This window comes from Nostoc sphaeroides (assembly GCF_003443655.1).
GTDB classification, from domain to species: domain Bacteria; phylum Cyanobacteriota; class Cyanobacteriia; order Cyanobacteriales; family Nostocaceae; genus Nostoc; species Nostoc sphaeroides.
In genome coordinates, this window is the sequence record NZ_CP031941.1 from 1626622 (window position 1) to 1646033 (window position 19412).

Consider the following 19412-nt stretch of genomic DNA (forward strand, 5'->3'; position numbering starts at 1 on the left):
AAACGCAGAGGAGCGCAGAGGATGAGAGAGAATGAGTTGAGTGGGGTGATTATTGGTTGTGCGATGAGGGTGCATACTGCTTTGGGGCCTGGTTTGTTGGAGTCGGCTGTTCCTCTGCGTTCAAAAAAATATCCCCCACCTCAGATCCAAAAGCAGGGGTTTTATTAAAACTACTTAACAGAAACAGCATCAACATCAATAGTGCTTGCACTAGAGGTAGAACCCTCAGTAGTATTAGGCACTTCAGTACCCACCTCACCTTTACGAGCTTTCCAGCCCTCAATTACTAGCCCAGACACCTCAGAAACTAGCAGGGTCAAAAGGAAAACATCATCAATCTGCCCCACAACAGGTATAAAATCTGGCAGAACATCAAATGGGCTGACCAAATAGACTAACGTTCCTAAAATTACCCACCAACGGTACTTGGGGTTACGAAGCACATCGCGGTACCAAGTGTAAAGTGATTGGATTGAAAATTTCATATTTTGAACCTCCAGTTATCTTTAATTTTGACAAATTATCCTATAAATTGCCGGTGGGAATAACCGCCCTAGTTAGTCTGGAAGACGCTACTCGTAATGACATACGTTTTGAAGCATGTGTTGAACTTTTTGCTCAATTTATGGTCAAAGTCAGACTAGCCCAACTGTACTTACAAACTTTGCTGTAACTGAGAACTCTGCAATTCAGGTATCGGCCATTAGTGGAAGGTGATAGCTTAACTGAACTTTTTCTGAGCGTTAAATGAACTATTCTCTGAGCCAAAACTGAGGTTTGAGCTTATATTTCCTTTAATGGTAAACCCTTAATCAAGGATATTACCTATTACAAAAAATAGTAATTCCAGGTTTAAAAAAATAGTTGTCAGGATAAAAATATGTTTAGTTTTTTCAGAGCTTCTCTGAGCTTAGTTACTGCTATCTTCATTTTAGTCCTAGCTCCCTTTGCCAGGGTTCACGCTGAAAATTCACTAAAAGTTTTAACAAATCAAAAAAGCACTGATTCCCTTGATAAAGTTAGTCAATCTGCTCAACTGGATTCTGCACCAGTCACTTCAGTTACCCAGCTTTCTGATGTGCAACAGACAGACTGGGCATTTCAAGCGTTGCAGTCTCTAGTTGAGCGTTATGGCTGTATCGCTGGATACTCTGATGGTAGTTTCAAAGGCGATCGCGCCATAACTCGCTTTGAGTTTGCTACTGGATTGAACGCCTGCTTAGACAAAGTTAATCAACGAATTGATGCTGATATTACACAGATAGTTAACAAAGAAGATTTGGCGACTTTGCAAAAGCTACAAAAGGAATTTGCAACAGAACTTGCTACTTTACGGGGTAGAGTTGATGCTTTGGAAACACGTACCGAACAGTTAGAGCAACAACGGTTCTCTACCACTACAAAACTTAATGGTCAAATAATATTTGCTGCCACAGATGCTGTTGGAGATGCTAGCCCTAGTGGAAATGGGGATCAAAGCAACCTCACATTTTCTAGTCGGGTGCGTCTCAACTTTGATACCAGCTTTACTGGACAAGATCGGCTGCGGATACGATTTCAGGCGAGTAATGTAGTAAACCCAACTGCACCCGGAAATGAAGCTCGTTTAAGCTTCCAATCTGGTACTGATGCAAATAATAATGTTTTCCTCAGTAAGCTGGAATATCGTTTTCCCATAGGCGATAAGGTAAGTTTTCTGTTGGGTACAGGTTTTAATACTTACTTCGATGATGCGGATGTGATTAATCCTCTACAAAGCGATGGGAATGCTGCTATTTCTCGATTCGGTCGATACAGTCCGATTTTTCGTTTAGGTGGAGATACGGGCGTAGGTGTCACCTTTAAGCCGAATGGCAATTTAAAAGCAGAAATATTTTATTTAGCAGGTAATACCAACAACCCTAGTAGCGGCTTGTTTAATGGTAAATATGGTGCATTGGCGCAGATTGTATTCTATCCAAACGAAAAAGATCCAATTACCAAAATTGCCTTCACTTACGTCAATGCCTACACTGACAACGGTTTAGGACATAATACTGGCAGTATACACTCCAACTTGGGTGGCCGAAGAGTTTCTTCTAATTCCTATGGGATTGAAACGAATGTCAAAATTAGTGATGGCTTTCAACTTGGTGGATGGGTAGCCTATACCAATGCGCGGGCTTTAACCGGGGAAGTTAAAGGTGATGCTGATATCTGGAGTTGGGCTGTTACCCTAGCCTTCCCCGAGCAAGGTAATTTGGATAAAGGTAATTTGGGAGGGATTATCGTTGGGATGCAGCCTAAATTGACTGGTTCTTCAGCAGATTTATCAGGTTTACCTCCTCGTGACCCCGATACGGGATTTCATATTGAAGGGTTTTATCGGTATCAAATCAACGACAATATCAGTATTACTCCTGGTTTAATTTGGCTGACAGCACCAAATCACAACGAGCAGAATGGGGATATTTTTGTGGGAGTAATTAGAACTACGTTCAAGATATAAAGAATTTGTATTAGAACCCTGACTTTCTTAAAAAAGTCGGGGTTGCAAAATTATTATTTTTTGCAAAAAACATTAGTTGCAGGATATTACAAGAATCACGACTATAGTAAAATTATTACGTAAGCAATACTGCTGAAGAGGTGAGCGTAACTTTAATCTAATTCGTTAACCGTAATAGCCTACGTAATTTTTAGGTTTAACAAACTTTGGGGGTTTAAGTCCCCTGCCTCTATAGGCAGCGCGAATTGAACGCCTAAATCTAAATCCCCGTCACAAAACGTAATTGCGTTAGCGACGCGCAAAGCGAGTCCGCGAGCGTCATTGCGAATTGCGAATTGGTTTAATATCCCCGCCTCTATAGCAATTCTAAATTAGATCCCCGACTTCTCTAAGAAGTCGGGGATCTAAAGCTATCGATTATTACAAATTAAACAATCTCTTGTTATCCAGAGTTTAATTAAAATTATTTTGGAGATTAATCAATGCAAAAACCAATGGAAGTTTACTGCACTCGTCCAAGTTGTACAAAACCGGAAAATACTATTCCCGGCGATTATTTAAATTCAAATACAACACAAATACTTTGCTCTAATTGTAAAATGCCATTGATTTTGCGGGGGCATTTTGTCGCCATAAGTTTTATAGGAAGCGGCGGATTTGGTAGAACTTTTAAAGCACTGGATCTGCACTTCCCGTACACAACCCGTGTAATTAAACAGTTGCACCCTAGAAATACTTCTGGACAAATATTAACTCCAACAATTCTCAGACGGATAGAAGAAATGTTTTTGAGAGAAGCAATCACTTTGGACAGACTAAGACATCCACGAATTCCCAAATTTTTGGCTTTTTTTACTATGGAACTTGAGGAAGAAACAGGCTATGTGCAAAAGTTTTTTTATTTAGTGCAGGATTATATAGAAGGAAAAAATTTAGCTCAGGAACTCCAGGAGGTGGGAAGCTTTTCAGAGGGTGAAGTTATAAACATTTTCAAGGAAATTCTGAACTTACTCAATTATATCCATAATTATGACGGTACTAACGGAGTTATACATAGAGATATTAAGCCTGCTAATATCATACGCTGTAGTCAGGACGATAAGCTATATCTAATAGATTTCGGTGCAGTTAAACAGATATTGCAAGGATTAGAGGTTGAGACAACATCTATAGTGCTAGATCCGAATTTTGCACCGCCTGAGCAATTTGATCGTGATAAAGTATCCCCTGCATCAGATTTATACGCCACAGCCACAACTTGTCTGTGTTTGTTAACAGGAATTACAGATACTCGTGAGCTTCTCTTGAATTCAAGTTGGAGAGTTCATGTGCCAGTGAGGGATCAGCATTTTGCAAAAGCTTTAGACGAAATGCTCAAACGCAGACAAGAAGATCGTCCTCAGTCTGCTCAAGAGGTTCTTAAGATTCTGTCTGGTGAACCTAATTCAAGCTCACATCGTACCCAAAGAGCTAATTCAGGCTCATCTCCTAAACCAAGAACGTTGAGGAGATTTCTTGATTGGGTGAGACAACTTTCTAGACGCTGGCGTTCGATAATAAGTTTAGGCTTTTCATTTTTATTAGGAATAGCGATCGCAGTTGCTTTCAATGTTAGATTTTATCCTAAACCATTAGTCCCACTACCTTTTGCCAACTATTTTAGCAGAGGGGAAGAATCTTTAATTGCTCAACTAAATGCAAAAGCTGTTGATCCAAGTTGCAAAAAAGCTTACAATCTTAAGCAAGAAGGAATGAAAGCTTTTAAAAGAGCTAGTTTGTCTGGTAATAATAACGATTTTCAAGAAGCTTACAGTAAGTTTACAGAATCTATAGCTATGGTAAGAAACTCTAGCGAAAATTCTTGTATATCTGATCCTGAAACATTCATTTATCAATACAACTCTAGGGTCGCTCAAGCTACATCAGCGCGTAACCTACCAACAATTGCAGTTGTTATTCCAAATATGCCCGAAGATAATATTGCATTACAAATACTACGTGGTGTAGCCCTAGTTTTACAAGAACAAGACACAAATTTACCATTGTTTCAAATACTCCTAGCAAGTAACAATAATATAGACCAGGAAGTAAAAAAGCTAGCTGGATTTATTTCTGATCAAAATATTCCAGAAGAATTTAATCATTTTAATAAAAGTCAAATTTTAGGAGTTATTGGCCGCTATACAAGCAAATATCTTTTTAATCAAAATATAGAGGGTGTAGGAGAAATTTATGGAAAAAAAGAACTTGTTTTGATTGCACCTACAAGTACCGCTACCAGGACAATCAATTCTCAATCAATAACAACTCAAGGAAAATATTTGCATCCTTATGTTTTCCGAACAGCTTCTAATGATTCCATTGCCGCATCAAAATTATCTAAATATGTATGGGATGATCTTAAATTAAATAACGTCCTGATTATTTACGATTCTAAAGATATTTATAGCCAATCTTTAGCCATAGAATTTCAATCTAAATTGAGCGATAAATATCAAGAAGGAAATTACGATCTTTGTGATGTATCAGCATCTATAAATAATGCTTTGTTTTGCAAAAATCAGTTGAAAAATTCCGAGGTACAGGCATTAATGTTAGCAGCTCCTAATGTAAATTATAATGAATATCTGGATATTATTAAAAAAGTAACGAGCAGAAAAGTTCAAATTTTAGCAGGAGACAATTTGTATAAAAACATACAAAACTCTGCTAATAAAATAACAATTGCGGTGTCTTTTCATGCAGATAATGCTAAAAAAAATTTTAATGATAAAACTGAAGAGCTTTGGGGAATAAGAAAAGTTAGTTGGAGAACAATGACTTCGTATGACGCAGCACAGGTATTTGTGCAAGCTTTAAAAAATAATAATAATCCAACTCGTCAAAGTATATTCAATAAGTTGAATGATGAGAATAATTTTTCTGCTACAGGTGCTACTACAGAGGTAAGATTTAATGGAGATCACGATCGCAAAGCAGTTACAGATGTTGGTGTTTTAGTACAACTTAATCGAAGTAATCCTGACAGTGATGAATATGGTTTTACTCTTTTAGAAACACCACAACGAAATAATCCCTAAGTAAGACGTACAAACTATCGATGTAACAATGTAATTTTTTCACAAAAACTTGAAATTTATGCCCGATCGCTTTTCTCTCAAAGCCTCTCAACAGGGAAAAAAACTTATCAAGGAAGCCTGGAAGAGGCTAATTCTCAAACATGGAACGGCGATTGCAAGTGCTTCAGATATGAATGAAATATTTCTTCAAGAAGCAAGTAAGATTTTACAACCAGATAAAAACTGGGATAATGTTTCAGAAGACCATTGTGCTATATCTGAAGCTACTTTGAAACGCTTTCGGGAAGCAAAGGTGCGTATTACTGCTTCTACTTTTAATACTTTTTGTAAAGTGTTGGACTTGAACTGGGAAGATGTAGCAGAAAATGAAGCAGATGCTAATAGAGATTTGAGCGAAGCACCCCCTCCTATTAGTTTTTATGGACGTACCCAAGAATTAGCTGAACTTCAGGAATGCCTTATCCAAAAAGGTTGCCGATTAGTCCTTATTCACGGAATGGGGGGAGTTGGAAAAAGCGCCTTAGTTCGCCATTTAGTAGATACAATTGCTGATAAATATAATCGCTTACTGTGGGTTTCCCTAGAATCTGCACCACCATTTAAAAAGATATTGAACAGACTGGTGCAATTTTTATCTAAAGGTGAACAAGAAGAAGGCGATATTTACCAACTCATGCAGTATTTACATCATCAAAAATGTTTAATAGTGCTGGATGCTTGGGAGGAAATTATGGACAATCATAGCGAAGATTATACAAACTATAATGTATTTGTTGAGAAAGTTGCTAAAGAATCCCACAAAAGCTCTTTATTTTTACTTAGTAGAAGAAAACCTGACAATATTGCAATATTAGAAGGAAAATTTGTTTTTTCCAAAAAATCGTTACCTCTTATGAAAAAAGACGTAAAAGAATTTTTAAGTGCAGAAGGTCTATTTGGTACAGATATTGAACTAGAGAAATTTAGTGAGCGTTATAATAATCCGTGGATACTTAAAAGAATTATACAAAGCATTCATAATGTCTTTAATGGCGATATATCACCTTTTATAAATAATGGTGAAGTTACAACTGTTATTGATGAATTAACCACTGGTTTTTTAAATCAGCAATTCAAAAGACTTTCACAAGCAGAAATAAATCTGATCTATTGGGTAGGTATCAGACGCAATACAGCGTTGTGGAATCATTTAGTACAAGATAGTAAGCATTTTATAACTTATCAGCAGTTATTTGAGACTCTAAACAATTTAATTGAAAGGCATTCTTTAATATCTAAAAACACAGAAGAAGTTTCATTAATTTATATACTAGAACCAATTGTTTTAAAATATATTAATGAGCGATTTATTGCCGAAAATTACGCACAGATTAACCAAATATTTATTAATGAAATCATTAATGGTTGTGAACTGTTTATTACTCATGGTTTCATTACAGGATACCCAAAAGATGAAGAACTTAATCAGGAACAAATGAGGCGGATTGTTAAACCTATTGAAAAAATGCTATTGGCTAACTTTCGTAGTCAGCAGCAACTTGAAAATCAACTTAAAAAAGTTTTGTCACTATTGGAAGAGAAAGGATTATCTCAAAGATATGCCTCTCAAAATATTTCACATTTGATCTCGGCTGGCAAACAAAACTAGCTAAGTGTCCACCCGTGTATACTTCGTCTCAGAATCGAATGGCACTAAGAAAAGCTATAAGCTTTGCCCTAACTGGTTAAGAGCCTGGAGGCTCTTAACCCATTCTCGGAGGCTCTGCCTCCAGTGGCTTGACCGGAGGCAGCAGCCCTCTTGGAATACATTCCCAGTCTTCAGACTGGGAACGAGGTGATACAAGCCTTTCGCCTTTTCTTAGTGCCATTCGTCTCAGAATCTATTGGTTGGCAGTGGCTCCCACCGCAAGCATTGCGCTTTGGAGCTATTCAGTTTCGGGTAATTGCTCAAACTTTGCTTTCTTCAAACAACTACAACATATTCTGGTAAATGCTATCTATGCCTCAATTGACTACCCAGCAGCAAGTTTGTCCAGCAGTCTAAGTCAAATACCCCATGCTTACACTGTCTTTTTAGGTTTTCGGTAAATTTATATTTTGGAAGCCCCTCATTTTGCATTAATCTCTAGAATTAAAATGCCTTAGCACATTTGCTTTAGTCATGGAGGGAGGTTGAACAACAGTAGATGATTTGCTAACAATCTCTAATATATACTAATATTTAACTATGCCATATATACCACTCAGAAAAGCAGTCGAATTTCTGGGTTTGCACCCAAACACCTTAAGGAAGTACGCAGATGAAGGAAAGATCAAAAGCATCAAAAACGAAGCAGGGCAAAGACTCTTTGATGTCGAGTCCTACCAACGCGATGCAATTGAGTCTACCCTTGTTTGCTACTGTCGAGTTAGTTCACCAAAGCTTCGAGATGACTTGCAGCGACAAGTTGAATTCATGCAAGAGCGATACCCAAACGCCGAAATCGTCAAAGACATTGGAAGTGGACTCAACTTCAAAAGGAAAGGATTGCAAGCCTTATTGGTCAGATTTATGCGAGGTGATAAGCTCACAATTGTTATTGCCTGTAGAGACAGATTGTGTAGATTTGGATTTGAGCTATTTCAATTCATGGCAGAGCAAAACGGTGGATCAATCGTGGTTCTCTCAAATCCTATTCACTGCCCAGAGTCCGAACTCACGGCCGATCTTCTTGCCATCCTTCACGTCTTCAGTTGCAGAATGCACGGACTCAGAAGAAAAGCCAAGAAAATCAAAGAAGATGCGACTATTCCTAAACCCTGAACAGAAAGCTTTGCTTAAGCAGTGGTTTGGTGTTAGTCGTTTTGTTTACAACACAACAATGAAATATTTGCAAGAGCCAGGCACAAAAGCTAATTGGATGGCGATTAAAACCTGCATTCTTAATGACTTACCAGATTGGGCAAAGTCTGTTCCCTTCCAGGTTAAATCAATCGCTATCAAAGATGCTTGTAACGCAGTCAAAGCGGCAAAGCGGGGCTTTAAAGAAGACGGGCAAATCCGTAAGTGTAGATTTCGGAGTAGAAAAGACACCAAACAATCTATTTTTGTGCCGAAATCTGCCATTAAAGATTGTGGTATATACCACTCAATTTTAGGCAAGTGTTGGCTAAAAGAGTCCTTGCCTACAGCTTTCAGCGATGGTAGATTAACGCTTGCCTATGGCGAGTATTACCTTATTGTCTCTGAAGAAGTGCAGCCAGTTTTAACCGATAACCAAGGTAGACTGGTTGCCTTAGATCCTGGTGTACGCACGTTTATGACTTACTTTAGTGAGCAGTCCTATGGATGGTTGGGGAATGATTCTAATCTATTCATTCAGAAGCTTTGTTTTCGTTTAGATAGGTTGGTTTCAAGGATATCTTCATCACCTAGTCAACAAAAAATAAGGTTGAGAAAAGCTGCAAGTAGACTTCGTTGCAAGATTAAAAACTTAGTTAAAGAGTTACATCACAAAACAGCTAGATTTTTGGTTGATAACTTTGATGTAATTTTGCTACCAACTTTTGAAACATCTCAGATGGTATCAAAATCACGTCGTAAACTACGAAACAAATCTGTTCGGCAGATGCTAACGCTTTCTCATTATGAGTTCAAGACTTTTCTTAAGTGGAAAGCTTGGGAACAGTCGAAAACCGTCATTGATTGCAACGAAGCTTATACCTCAAAAACAGTGTCATGGACAGGCGAGATCGTCAAGAATCTAGGTGGAGCGAGAAAAATTTTGTCTCTCTCTACTGGGCTAAAGATGAATCGGGATCTAAATGGTGCCCGTGGGATTTTCCTTCGGGCATTGGTTGATACGCCTTGGTTAAAGAGCCAATTAGCTCTTTAACTTATGTATTTGTTAGTAAACATTAGCAAAAAAGTATCGGAAACTTAAACAGTGGATATTTTAGATTTATTTTATAAGGGCGGGCCAGCTATGTGGCCTTTGCTAGTTATCTCGATTCTGTCCTTGAGTGTGATTTTTGAGCGTTTGTGGTTCTGGTTGCGAATTTTGACTCAGGAAAAGCAAATAGTCGATCGCATCCTGGATGCTGCCCAGAATAATTGGCAAGAAGCTGCTGACATTGCAAAACGAGCAAACCATCAGCCTGTCGGGCGTTTTCTCTATGCCCCCTTACGTTTTCCAAAAACTGATGTAGAAACCTTTCGACTCGCACTTGAGTCCACAGCCGAAGATGAGTTGGCTGGAATGCGGCGGGGCGAAAAACTTTTAGAAGCCGTAATTGCCCTCGCGCCTCTGCTGGGATTGTTGGGCACTGTTTTGGGGCTAATCCAGTCTCTACGCTCAATTCGGATTGGGGATTTAGGAACTGAATCTACCGCCGGGGTGACTACTGGTATTGGTGAATCCTTAATTAGTACGGCAGCAGGGCTAATAGTTGCCATTATTAGTTTGGTATTTTATCGCCTATTTCAAAGTTTTGTAGTCAACCAAGTCAAAGTTTTTCGTAAGGCAGGGAATGAGATGGAATTACTCTACCGCCAGTCCCCCCCTGATTTTAGTAATAGTACATCAGCAATTATCCGGGAAAATTTCATTCCACCCCGCAAGCCAGGAAAGACTAGGTTGCCTGAACCTCCTGAACCCCCGGATTCACCTAATTAGTTAAGAATTCAACCCCCGAACTAGGCATTTAAATTGAGAAAATGAAAGTTAATCTACATACGCCAATTGAAGAAGTCCAAATTCAAATCATCCCTTTAATAGATGTTGTTTTTTGTATTCTGACGTTTTTTTTGTTAGCGGCATTACAATTTACGCGCCAACAGGCAATAAATGTTGATTTGCCCAAAGCTAGCGCCAGTTCAGTATCTGGAATAACATCACAGAGTGGAAGTCTGATTGTAACTATCGATGCCGTTGGCAATACTTACATAGAAAAACAGCCTGTACAACGGGATGATTTGGGAGCGAGGTTAAAACAGTATCTCCAAGCAAACCCTAGTGCCGTTGTGGTGCTGAATGCTTCGCGGACAGCAACTTATAATGATGTGATTGAGACATTGGATTTGCTACGGCAAGTAGGAGGCGATCGCGTTTCTTTAGGAATTATTCCTGGCCCCTCTCAACCACCCACAAACTCACTCAATCAGCCTAATATTCCCTCTTTCCCAATCGATCCTGGTGCAGCACCAATACCCACCACCGCACCATTTCCAGGCATCAATCCCGAAGGAAATCTTACCCCAAAATTCCCCTCAGCACCTAATTCTGTACCCCTTCCTGGCATAACTCAGCCTCCAACTGGACAAGGTATCAACCCTATCAATCCTGGTATTTCCAACCCACCAGCATCCCAAGCGCCTGTAGCACCTAAACAAACCCAACCTAGTCTTAAAAGATGAAGATTGGGGAATGGGGAGTCGGGAGTGGGGAACAAGGAGAATTGGGGACAAGGGGAAAGACTTGTTGCAAGTTCTTACCTCTTGTCCCCCTGCCTCCCTTACTCCCCACTCCCCAAACCTAAAGATATCTAAAATAAAATTCCGTTAGAGAAAAGTTTTCTGCTAATTTATAGATAATTGGTTGAGCTTTAAAGATTTTTTCACCGAGAAACTGAAGTAATTTATCACCAATTGCCATTCACGTTTCAGGGGTTGTGGCATGAATATCGTTACGCTTTTAATTGTTTGGTTGGTAACAGCTATCAGCCTGTTGATAATTAGTAAATTACCTTTGGGAGTTGAAATTGATACTCCTGGTAAAGCCTTCCTTTCTGCCGCAGTGCTTGGTATCGTGACGGCAATAGTCAGACCGATTTTAAGCCTCGTTTTTGCAGTACCAAATTTGCTCACATTGGACTTGCTATCCAGCATTTTCACATTTATGATTGCCGTGGTTTGTTTTAGTATTGCTGCTTGGTTAGTTGAGGGCTTTCGCTTGCGTTACGGTATTTGGAGTGCCGTTATTGGGGCATTTGCGCTGACTATAATTAACAGCTTAATCTACAAATTATTAGGCGTCTAAAATTAAAAGTTAGAAGTTAGGAGTTTGGAGTTTGGAGTTTGGAGCGATGCCCTGAGCAGTTCGACAAGCTCACTGTAACACCTGCCGTTCGCGCAGCGTCTCGTAGAGAAGGGTTTGGAGTTAGGAGTTAGGAGTTAGGAGTTAGGAGTTATTAATAACTTTTGACTCATAACTTATCACTCCTCACTTCTATCTTCTAATTATTCGTTAGAACTTGGGGGAGCAACGGGGGTAGTTGATTGTTGTTTACGTTGTTCGCGTTTTTTGCGATCGGCTGAGAGCATATCTGCCATCACTATTAGCGCTTGCGCCATCTTGTCTAGGTTAGAACGGTATAGCTCCAAATCCTTGTTGAGTTTGTCATCGGACAAGTGCAAACCAGCAGCGATCGCTTTTAGCGCCTCCGTGAGTTGCTTTTCATCTTTGACTAATTCAGGATCTGACTGTTCTAATAACGAAAATACACCAATTGCGAACAAACGGTTGTATTTAAAGTTAGGATTGTTGGCGATCGCTTGCAGTTGTGCTTGCAAGTCACCATCTCGATCTAAGTAAGTAGTTTGGCCTAGCCACCCAATTAAATCTTTAACTGGCAAAAGTTTAGCTACACCTTGCAATCTTTCAGCATCCTGTCGATAGCGTTGCGGATCTTGTTCCATAGCCCGACATAGGGCGTTAAAAATTGATTCTTGATCCCGTTCTGGTTCATAGCCTTGCATGAAGCGGTCAAAAGTAGTGACGACGCCCAAGGCATAAATTGAATTGTAGCTAAAATCGATATTTACTGACAGTAGATGCATTTCCACCATCAATTCTTCTACTACCCGACGATAAATAGTGTTGATCGGACGGGTATGAAGATTGTAAAAAGTTCGTTTTGTATCAGAGACAGTACGGACGTTGTTCACAAAGAAAATGTTAAGGGCGACGTATCTTTATTTTCTCGCTTAAAGGCGAGTTTGCCAAGTTTAGCTTTTGACTGGTGACGGTTTCATTTACAATATAAACAAATCAAAAGTATTTTATAAGCTAGTAGCCATAGGGGATTAAGACCCTTTCCTCTAAAAAACTAGCCAAAAATATTTATCTTTAATGATTTGTTTATTGCACTTATGAACTTTTCGCCACCGTTAATTGCTTTAGGTGAGTATCTAGCTGGTGAATTTGACAATCAGGAACAAGCCATAGGAGAACCAGTTTGGTATGTCCACCTCCGGCTGTGGCAAAGACCAATTAATCTGTTCACAGAAGATAGCATCACCCTGTTTGCTGAACAGGCTAACGTCCTTAAGCTAGATAAACCTTACCGCCAGCGAATTATGCGGTTGCGCCAAAGCAGCAATGACACATCTTTGGAAGTACAATACTACATGCCTCAAGATCCAGGTGCATTAATAGGCGCAGGCAGTAATCCTGCTCTACTTAACACACTGACATCCGAACAATTAGATTTACTACCAGGTTGTATCCTAACAGTAACTCAGGAAACACTAGCTGGCGATCGCTATAAGTTTACCGCTACCCCACTACCAGAAACTCGTTGCAGCTTTACTTATCTTGGCAATAGCATCAATGTTTCCTTGGGTTTTGAAGCTAGTGCTTTAGAATTTCACAGCTACGACAAAGGAATCGATCCAGCAACTGGAAAAGCAACTTGGGGAGCGATTATGGGGCCTTATCGTTACACCAAGCGAAACCAATATTCCATAACATAAAGTTATAAGTCATGAGTTATAAGTTATGAATTTTGAATTAACTCCTGTACAGACGCGATTAATGGCTCCTGTACAGACGCGATTAATCGCGTCTCTCTTTTTTAGCTAGCGATGCTACGAGGTACACCTTCTAAAGCTTCGTCTTCTGTTTCAAAGATTTCAAAGACAGTATCCATCATCGTCACTTCAAACACGAGTTTGGCTTCTGGATGTACATTACAGATGCGGAAACTGCCCTTCACTTTATCAGCATCACGCATCCCAGCAACCAAAGACGTAAGACCAGAACTATCAATAAAATTTACCTGAGCCAGATTTACAACTACATGGCGGCTGAGTTTGGAAATACACTCTTGTAACTTCAGCCGGAATTGCCAAGCAGTGGTAATATCGAGGCGGCCTGCTGGTGTCAGGACAATAACGGTGTTTCCGTCTTGGGTTGTATAAGTTTTTTGGTCTATATGAATCACTAAAGCCCTCCCCGTGACATTTTTCTAAAGATTAACTAGTTACAGAATTTTCTAATACTGCCACTTGAGATTAACAAGCTATAGCTAAAATTGTCACCTTTTTTTGCTAAGTGCTTAAATTTAGTAGTTTATACTCAGCAAAATTGTGGGGAGTGGGGAGTGGGGAGTGGGGGAGATGAGGGAGATGAGGGAGTCGGGGAAGATCAGGATAATTATCATAACTTCTGACTCTTAACTCTTAACTCTTAACTCTTAACTCTTAACTCCCTACTCCCTACTCCCTACTCCCCATTATTTCCAGTTGATCCAATCTTGAGGCTTAAGGAAAGTTTCATACAACTCGGCTTCGGGTGTATTGGGTTCCGGTTGATAGCCGTATTCCCAGCGCACTAAGGGTGGTAGGGACATGAGAATTGATTCAGTGCGTCCGTTGGTTTGTAGACCAAAAATAGTACCTCGGTCATAAACCAAGTTAAATTCTACATATCGTCCCCGGCGGTAGAGTTGAAAATTCCGTTGGCGATCGCCATACTCCATCCCATTACGCCGTTCTACAATTGGTACGTAAGCTGGTAAAAATGCCCTACCACAGTCTTGCACAAAAGAAAATAAATCTTCCCAATTGCGGGTTTCTGGTGTTCCCACCTGGTTGCTATGAATAGCGGCTTCCCCATTGGGATTTGGCCCGCGATATAAAGCACCCTCGCCATCTTGGTAATCAAAAAATAGACCACCGACGCCCCGTGTCTCATCACGATGCTTGAGGTAGAAATATTCATCACACCACTTCTTAAACACTGAGTAATACTCTGGGTGATGTTTGTCACAAGCCTGTTTTAACGTTTTGTGTAAATGTGCCGCATCTTCAGCAAAAGGGTAATAAGGTGTCAAGTCAAGACCACCACCAAACCACCAGACTGGCCCGGCTTCAAAGTAGCGATAATTTAGATGAACTGTGGGTACGTAAGGATTGTGAGGATGTAATACCATTGAAGTGCCAGTGGCATAAAAGCCATGCCCTGCGGCTTCAGGACGTTGAGCTAAAATTGAGGCTGGCAAATGGTCACCCCAAACTTCAGAAAAATTTACACCAGCTTGTTCAAATATTGCACCTTCTCGCAGCACGCGCGATCGCCCTCCACCCCCTTCTGGGCGTTCCCAACTATCTTCATGAAAATTAGCCACACCATCTAGTTTTGCCAATGATTCGGTAATTTCGTCTTGCAGTTGTTTCATAAACTGACTGACTCTAATCTGAGCGTCAGGTGCTGGCAAAGACTTGGATGATTCTGCTGATACAGTTGGTATTTGCGAGTTGGTCAACATAGATTCCCGAACCTAAAAAATTACAATTTCCAGAAAGCCACAAATTTCTGATCTAAAAATTTGGGGGAAACACGCGCCAACAATCAAGCTCTATTTGCCCAACCCGCTTTTTCTTACTGGTTAAGCATTTATACGATTGATGGGCATCACTAGAGTTTATTTTCCCTCAAATGCGTATAAGCTTGTATATTGACTGAGTTTTGTTTGAAATTCTTAATTGGAACATTCTGGTAGAAACACTAGATTTTAGTCGTAACCTGGAATTATCAAGGGTTAAACTGGCCTGCTCAAAATTTCTTTACCATATTGCTTATATTATCTGTTAGGGTCTGTACCGAATATAGGCTTGCTATGTTTAGGGCATTTCTGAGAAAGTTTTAATTTAGGATCAAAGCGTAGTTGCCCACAATACCAGAGTTACCAGAAAGTGTCTAGCGAGGAGGATTAGGAAAATGCAAGGTTGGTTATCCAAATTCATCCACCGCAAACGTCGTCGGTTTTGCGCTTCTCTGGTGCGGACGTATCGAGAGATAAGTTCTGCTTCTGTAGATGAACTGTGGCAAAAAGTCGCTGACTTAACAGATGTTTCCTGGCATCCACTACTTAAGAGTACTAACGTGCCCTACGGATTAGTACCCAAGCCAGGATTGATTTATCATGCTGCAACACGCTTTTGGCCGATTCCCATCCGAATTTTTGTGGAGCGCGTCAATCACAGGGAGATGCTGAGTATCCGAGTGATGGCGATTCCTGGGATAGAGGAACGGGTGACTTATCAAGTAGAGTCAACGGTTTGTGGTACTTGTTTGTCTTATTCTGTAAGGCTACGGGGCTGGTTATCGCCCCTAATTTGGTCTTTATCGCGTCCTTATGCAGATCGCGTAGCCCGGTCTTTAGTCGAGGCAGTAGAAAAGACGGCATTGCCAACGGTATCTGGTAAGAAAAAATCTCTCAATGACAGTTGTTTGGATTTTTAGGTACTGGGGGGATCGGGGACTGGGGATTGGGGACAAGGAGAATAACCTATGCCCAATGACTAATGACTAATGACTAAAGGACTTCCAAGAAATAAATTATCCATCTTGTGGGGTGGGCATCCTGCCCGCCCTGAATATAGGACGGGTGAGGACACCCATCCCACAAGAAAATTTGGAATGTTTTTTTATTTGTCAGTCCCTAATGACCAATGACTAATGACAAATGACTAATGCCCAATGCCCAAAGAAAGTTAAGATTCTATTAGGTAATAATGCAATTTGCTAAGTTTTATTACGGCATTGACAGTGAAAACACTAAGCTGACCTTACTTAAGAAAGCATCCAGTTAATAGCTAAGATGTTCGCCACAAGTGTATTTATTCATTTTGAATTTTGAATTTTTATGTACGATGTGCTTGATTCTCGCTCTGTCTTAGAAGTGTTGCGACCAGTGGAAGACCCAGAACTCCGCAAAAGTCTGGTGGAACTGAATATGATTCGCAACGTGAAAATTGATGGTGGCAAGGTTAGTTTCACTTTAGTGTTAACCACTCCTGCCTGTCCTTTACGTGAATTTATCGTTGAAGACTGTAAGAAAGCTGTCAAAAAACTCCCAGGCGTTACAGATGTCAGCATAGAAGTAACGGCAGAAACACCGCAACAAAAAAGTTTACCCGATCGCACTGGCATTTCTGGGGTGAAAAATATCATTGCTGTTTCCAGTGGCAAAGGTGGCGTTGGTAAAAGTACGGTGGCGGTGAATGTAGCAGTGGCTTTAGCTCAAACTGGCGCGAAAGTCGGCTTACTAGATGCTGATATTTACGGGCCTAATGACCCCACCATGCTGGGTTTAGCTGATGCCCAAATTACTGTGCGTTCTAGTGAAACAGGTGACATCCTGGAACCTGCTTTTAATCACGGCGTCAAATTAGTTTCAATGGGCTTTTTGATTGACCGAGATCAGCCAGTAATTTGGCGGGGGCCTATGCTCAATGGTGTAATTCGCCAGTTTCTCTATCAAGTTGAATGGGGAGAACTGGACTATTTGATTGTAGATATGCCACCGGGAACCGGAGATGCTCAGTTAACTTTAACCCAAGCTGTGCCGATGGCAGGGGCAGTAATTGTCACCACGCCGCAAACTGTAGCCCTGTTAGATTCTCGCAAGGGATTGCGGATGTTTCAGCAGATGAATGTCCCGGTATTGGGGATCGTGGAAAATATGAGCTATTTTATCCCCCCCGATCAACCAGATAAGCAGTATGACATTTTTGGTTCCGGTGGTGGCTCAAAAACAGCCGCAGAATTGGGAGTGCCACTATTGGGGTGCGTACCGCTAGAAATTTCTACACGAGTTGGCGGTGACAGTGGTGTACCAATAGTTGTTGGCGATCCAGATTCAGCTTCAGCAAAAGCATTAACAGCGATCGCTCTTACCATTGCTGGTAAAGTCTCAGTTGCTGCCCTAACATAATTAATTTTAATTTCTATCTCCTTCTTGGGCTATGTCCTGGGAATACTAGGGACTGGGGATTGGGCATCGGAGATGAGGGAGCAGGGGAAGCAGGGGAAGTTGAGGGGAAATAACCAATGCCCAATTCCCAATTCCCAATTCCCAATGCCCAATTCCCAATTCCCAACAATTAAAGCTAAAGTCTAAACTTACACAATGTTATTAAAACGATCGCTCCCCAAAATTCGCTGGAAGTCTTGGGTTAAGCCTTGGCAGAATGTAGATTGGCTACTATTTTGTTTGCCGATTGCTGTCAGTATCTTTGGTGGTGTCATGATTCTCAGTACGGAACTGAAGCAGCCAGTAACTGACTGGTGGTGGCACTGGATGGTAGCAGGTATCGGCGTGCTTATAGCCCTGTTTTTAGCTCGCATCCGTTATGAACTCTTGATGCAGTCGCACTGGGTAACTTATGCACTAACGAATTTCAGCTTAATCGCTGTGATGATTGCTGGTACTAGCGCTAAAGGGGCACAGAGGTGGATTAGTATCGCCGGATTTAATGTGCAACCCTCAGAATTTGCCAAAATCGGCATGATCATCACCTTAGCAGCTTTACTACATAGGCGTACTGCTTCTACCCTCGAAAGTGTTTTTCGTGTTCTGGCAATCACCGCTATACCTTGGGGATTAATATTTTTGCAGCCAGATTTAGCAACATCAATGGTATTTGGTGCGATCGTCTTAGGAATGCTTTACTGGGCAAATGCTAACCCAGGCTGGTTAATTCTGATGATTTCTCCTGTGGTTGCTGCCATTTTGTTTAGTATATCTTGGCCTTTATCAGAGCCGATAGTTTTATTCAAAGAACTATCTTTTGGCCCATTAGGAATAGTTTGGTCGTTTGCGATGGCTATTGTGGGCTGGCAAACTCTGCCCTGGCGTCGATTTGGCTTAGGTGCGATCGGTGCGTGGACTCTCAATATACTGGGTGGCGAATTAGGAGTCTTCGCTTGGAACCATGTTTTGAAAGAGTATCAAAAAGACCGGCTAACTGTATTCATGAACCCCGATCACGATCCACTCGGTGCTGGATATCACTTAATCCAATCTCGCATTGCTATTGGTGCTGGGGAAATTTGGGGATGGGGTCTGTTTAAGGGGCCAATGACGCAACTGAATTTCGTACCTGAACAGCATACAGACTTTATTTTCTCCGCAGTGGGGGAAGAATTCGGTTTTGTTGGTTGTTTGGTAGTGCTGTTTACCTTCTGCTTAATTTGCTTGCGTCTACTGCATGTTGCCCAAACCGCCAAAGATAACTTTGGTTCCTTGTTGGCTATTGGCGTTTTGTCCATGATTGTGTTTCAGCTAATTGTCAACGTTGGCATGACAGTTGGTTTAGCGCCTGTAGCAGGTATTCCCCTACCTTGGATGAGTTATGGGCGTTCTGCTATGCTGACTAACTTCATTTCCTTGGGAATAGTAGAATCAGTAGCAAATTTTCGCCAAAGGCAGAAGTATTATTGATTCGTCATTAGTCCTTTGTTCTTTGCTAATGACCAATGACTAATGACAAATGACTAATAAGAAGTATTAAGCTATTAAAAGGAAACAAGCGAGGCTAAAAAAATGATTCTGCCTGGAGCAACTGTTCGCGTCAACAATCCCGCAGATACCTATTATCGCTCCGAAGGACTCGTGCAACGGGTGAGTGATGGCAAAGTAGCCGTATTATTTGAAGGTGGTAACTGGGATAAATTAGTTACCTTTCGCCTAAGCGAATTGGAACTCGTAGAAACCACAGCCGGACGTAAAAAAGCCAAATAACACTTAGTTAGGAGTGAAATTAGTTAGGAGTGAGAAGTTAGGAGTTAGGAATTATG

18 protein-coding genes and 1 pseudogene are annotated in these 19412 nt (G+C 40.8%); 15 read left to right on the forward strand and 4 right to left on the reverse strand.

Annotation, left to right across the window (positions count from 1 at the left end; all coding sequences use genetic code 11):
- Positions 1-21: 21 nt before the first annotated feature.
- A pseudogene (locus D1367_RS33240) lies at positions 22-108 on the forward strand (GxxExxY protein); the annotation flags it as partial.
- A gap of 62 nt (positions 109-170) precedes the next feature.
- On the opposite strand, the gene D1367_RS07515 reads toward D1367_RS33240, so the two are convergent.
- Positions 171-485 (reverse strand): YkvA family protein, encoded by a 315-nt coding sequence (locus D1367_RS07515; protein ID WP_118165317.1) that lies wholly within the window; start codon positions 483-485, stop codon positions 171-173.
- 395 nt (positions 486-880) lie between these two features.
- On the opposite strand from D1367_RS07515, the gene D1367_RS07525 reads away from it, so the two are divergent.
- The 9 genes from D1367_RS07525 to D1367_RS07560 all read left to right on the forward strand — a co-directional run bounded on the left by D1367_RS07525 (position 881) and on the right by D1367_RS07560 (position 11585).
- On the forward strand, positions 881-2488 hold the full coding sequence (locus tag D1367_RS07525; RefSeq protein WP_118165323.1) for an iron uptake porin: 1608 nt from the start codon (positions 881-883) through the stop codon (positions 2486-2488).
- Positions 2489-2970: 482 nt separating this feature from the next.
- Entirely contained in the window at positions 2971-5568 is a 2598-nt protein-coding gene (locus tag D1367_RS07530) for a bifunctional serine/threonine-protein kinase/ABC transporter substrate-binding protein (RefSeq protein ID WP_118165325.1), read from the forward strand.
- A gap of 58 nt (positions 5569-5626) precedes the next feature.
- On the forward strand, positions 5627-7216 hold the full coding sequence (locus D1367_RS07535) for an NB-ARC domain-containing protein (RefSeq protein WP_118165327.1): 1590 nt from the start codon (positions 5627-5629) through the stop codon (positions 7214-7216).
- A gap of 150 nt (positions 7217-7366) precedes the next feature.
- A complete protein-coding gene (locus tag D1367_RS30045; RefSeq protein WP_147337341.1) occupies positions 7367-7558 on the forward strand; it encodes a hypothetical protein in 192 nt (63 codons plus the stop codon).
- Positions 7559-7795: 237 nt separating this feature from the next.
- Positions 7796-8371 carry an IS607 family transposase gene (locus tag D1367_RS07540; protein ID WP_118165330.1) on the forward strand — a complete coding sequence of 192 codons (576 nt, stop codon included), beginning with the start codon at positions 7796-7798 and terminating at the stop codon, positions 8369-8371.
- Positions 8349-9443, forward strand: coding sequence for an RNA-guided endonuclease InsQ/TnpB family protein (locus D1367_RS07545; RefSeq protein ID WP_118165332.1), 1095 nt, complete (start codon positions 8349-8351; stop codon positions 9441-9443). The genes D1367_RS07540 and D1367_RS07545 overlap by 23 nt, the downstream gene beginning before the upstream one ends.
- A gap of 51 nt (positions 9444-9494) precedes the next feature.
- Entirely contained in the window at positions 9495-10223 is a 729-nt protein-coding gene (locus D1367_RS07550) for a MotA/TolQ/ExbB proton channel family protein (RefSeq protein WP_118165335.1), read from the forward strand.
- 41 nt (positions 10224-10264) lie between these two features.
- Positions 10265-10963 carry an ExbD/TolR family protein gene (locus D1367_RS07555; protein WP_118165337.1) on the forward strand — a complete coding sequence of 233 codons (699 nt, stop codon included), beginning with the start codon at positions 10265-10267 and terminating at the stop codon, positions 10961-10963.
- A gap of 259 nt (positions 10964-11222) precedes the next feature.
- Positions 11223-11585: a phage holin family protein gene (locus tag D1367_RS07560; RefSeq protein ID WP_118165339.1), complete on the forward strand. Its 363-nt coding sequence runs from the start codon at positions 11223-11225 to the stop codon at positions 11583-11585.
- 200 nt (positions 11586-11785) lie between these two features.
- Here the strand turns inward: D1367_RS07560 and psb29 are convergent, their stop codons facing one another.
- Positions 11786-12493 (reverse strand): photosystem II biogenesis protein Psp29, encoded by a 708-nt coding sequence (gene psb29 / locus D1367_RS07565; protein WP_118165341.1) that lies wholly within the window; start codon positions 12491-12493, stop codon positions 11786-11788.
- A 204-nt stretch (positions 12494-12697) separates the two neighbouring features.
- On the opposite strand from psb29, the gene D1367_RS07570 reads away from it, so the two are divergent.
- Positions 12698-13300, forward strand: coding sequence for a chromophore lyase CpcT/CpeT (locus D1367_RS07570; RefSeq protein WP_118165344.1), 603 nt, complete (start codon positions 12698-12700; stop codon positions 13298-13300).
- 101 nt (positions 13301-13401) lie between these two features.
- Here D1367_RS07570 and D1367_RS07575 read toward each other — a convergent pair whose 3' ends face one another.
- Positions 13402-13770 (reverse strand): STAS domain-containing protein, encoded by a 369-nt coding sequence (locus tag D1367_RS07575; protein WP_114083376.1) that lies wholly within the window; start codon positions 13768-13770, stop codon positions 13402-13404.
- A gap of 291 nt (positions 13771-14061) precedes the next feature.
- The gene (gene hemF, locus D1367_RS07580) at positions 14062-15096 is read right to left on the reverse strand and encodes an oxygen-dependent coproporphyrinogen oxidase (RefSeq protein WP_118165346.1); all 1035 of its coding nucleotides are present in this window, start codon (positions 15094-15096) and stop codon (positions 14062-14064) included.
- Positions 15097-15548: 452 nt separating this feature from the next.
- Here hemF and D1367_RS07585 point away from each other — a divergent pair, with 452 nt between their 5' ends.
- From D1367_RS07585 to D1367_RS07600, 4 genes are all read left to right on the forward strand, one after another.
- The gene (locus D1367_RS07585) at positions 15549-16073 is read left to right on the forward strand and encodes an SRPBCC family protein (protein ID WP_118165348.1); all 525 of its coding nucleotides are present in this window, start codon (positions 15549-15551) and stop codon (positions 16071-16073) included.
- Positions 16074-16476: 403 nt separating this feature from the next.
- Positions 16477-17547 (forward strand): Mrp/NBP35 family ATP-binding protein, encoded by a 1071-nt coding sequence (locus tag D1367_RS07590; protein ID WP_118165350.1) that lies wholly within the window; start codon positions 16477-16479, stop codon positions 17545-17547.
- A 195-nt stretch (positions 17548-17742) separates the two neighbouring features.
- Positions 17743-19056 carry a rod shape-determining protein RodA gene (gene rodA / locus D1367_RS07595; RefSeq protein WP_118165353.1) on the forward strand — a complete coding sequence of 438 codons (1314 nt, stop codon included), beginning with the start codon at positions 17743-17745 and terminating at the stop codon, positions 19054-19056.
- 102 nt (positions 19057-19158) lie between these two features.
- Positions 19159-19356 carry an NAD(P)H dehydrogenase subunit NdhS gene (locus D1367_RS07600; RefSeq protein ID WP_118165356.1) on the forward strand — a complete coding sequence of 66 codons (198 nt, stop codon included), beginning with the start codon at positions 19159-19161 and terminating at the stop codon, positions 19354-19356.
- Positions 19357-19412: the final 56 nt, after the last annotated feature.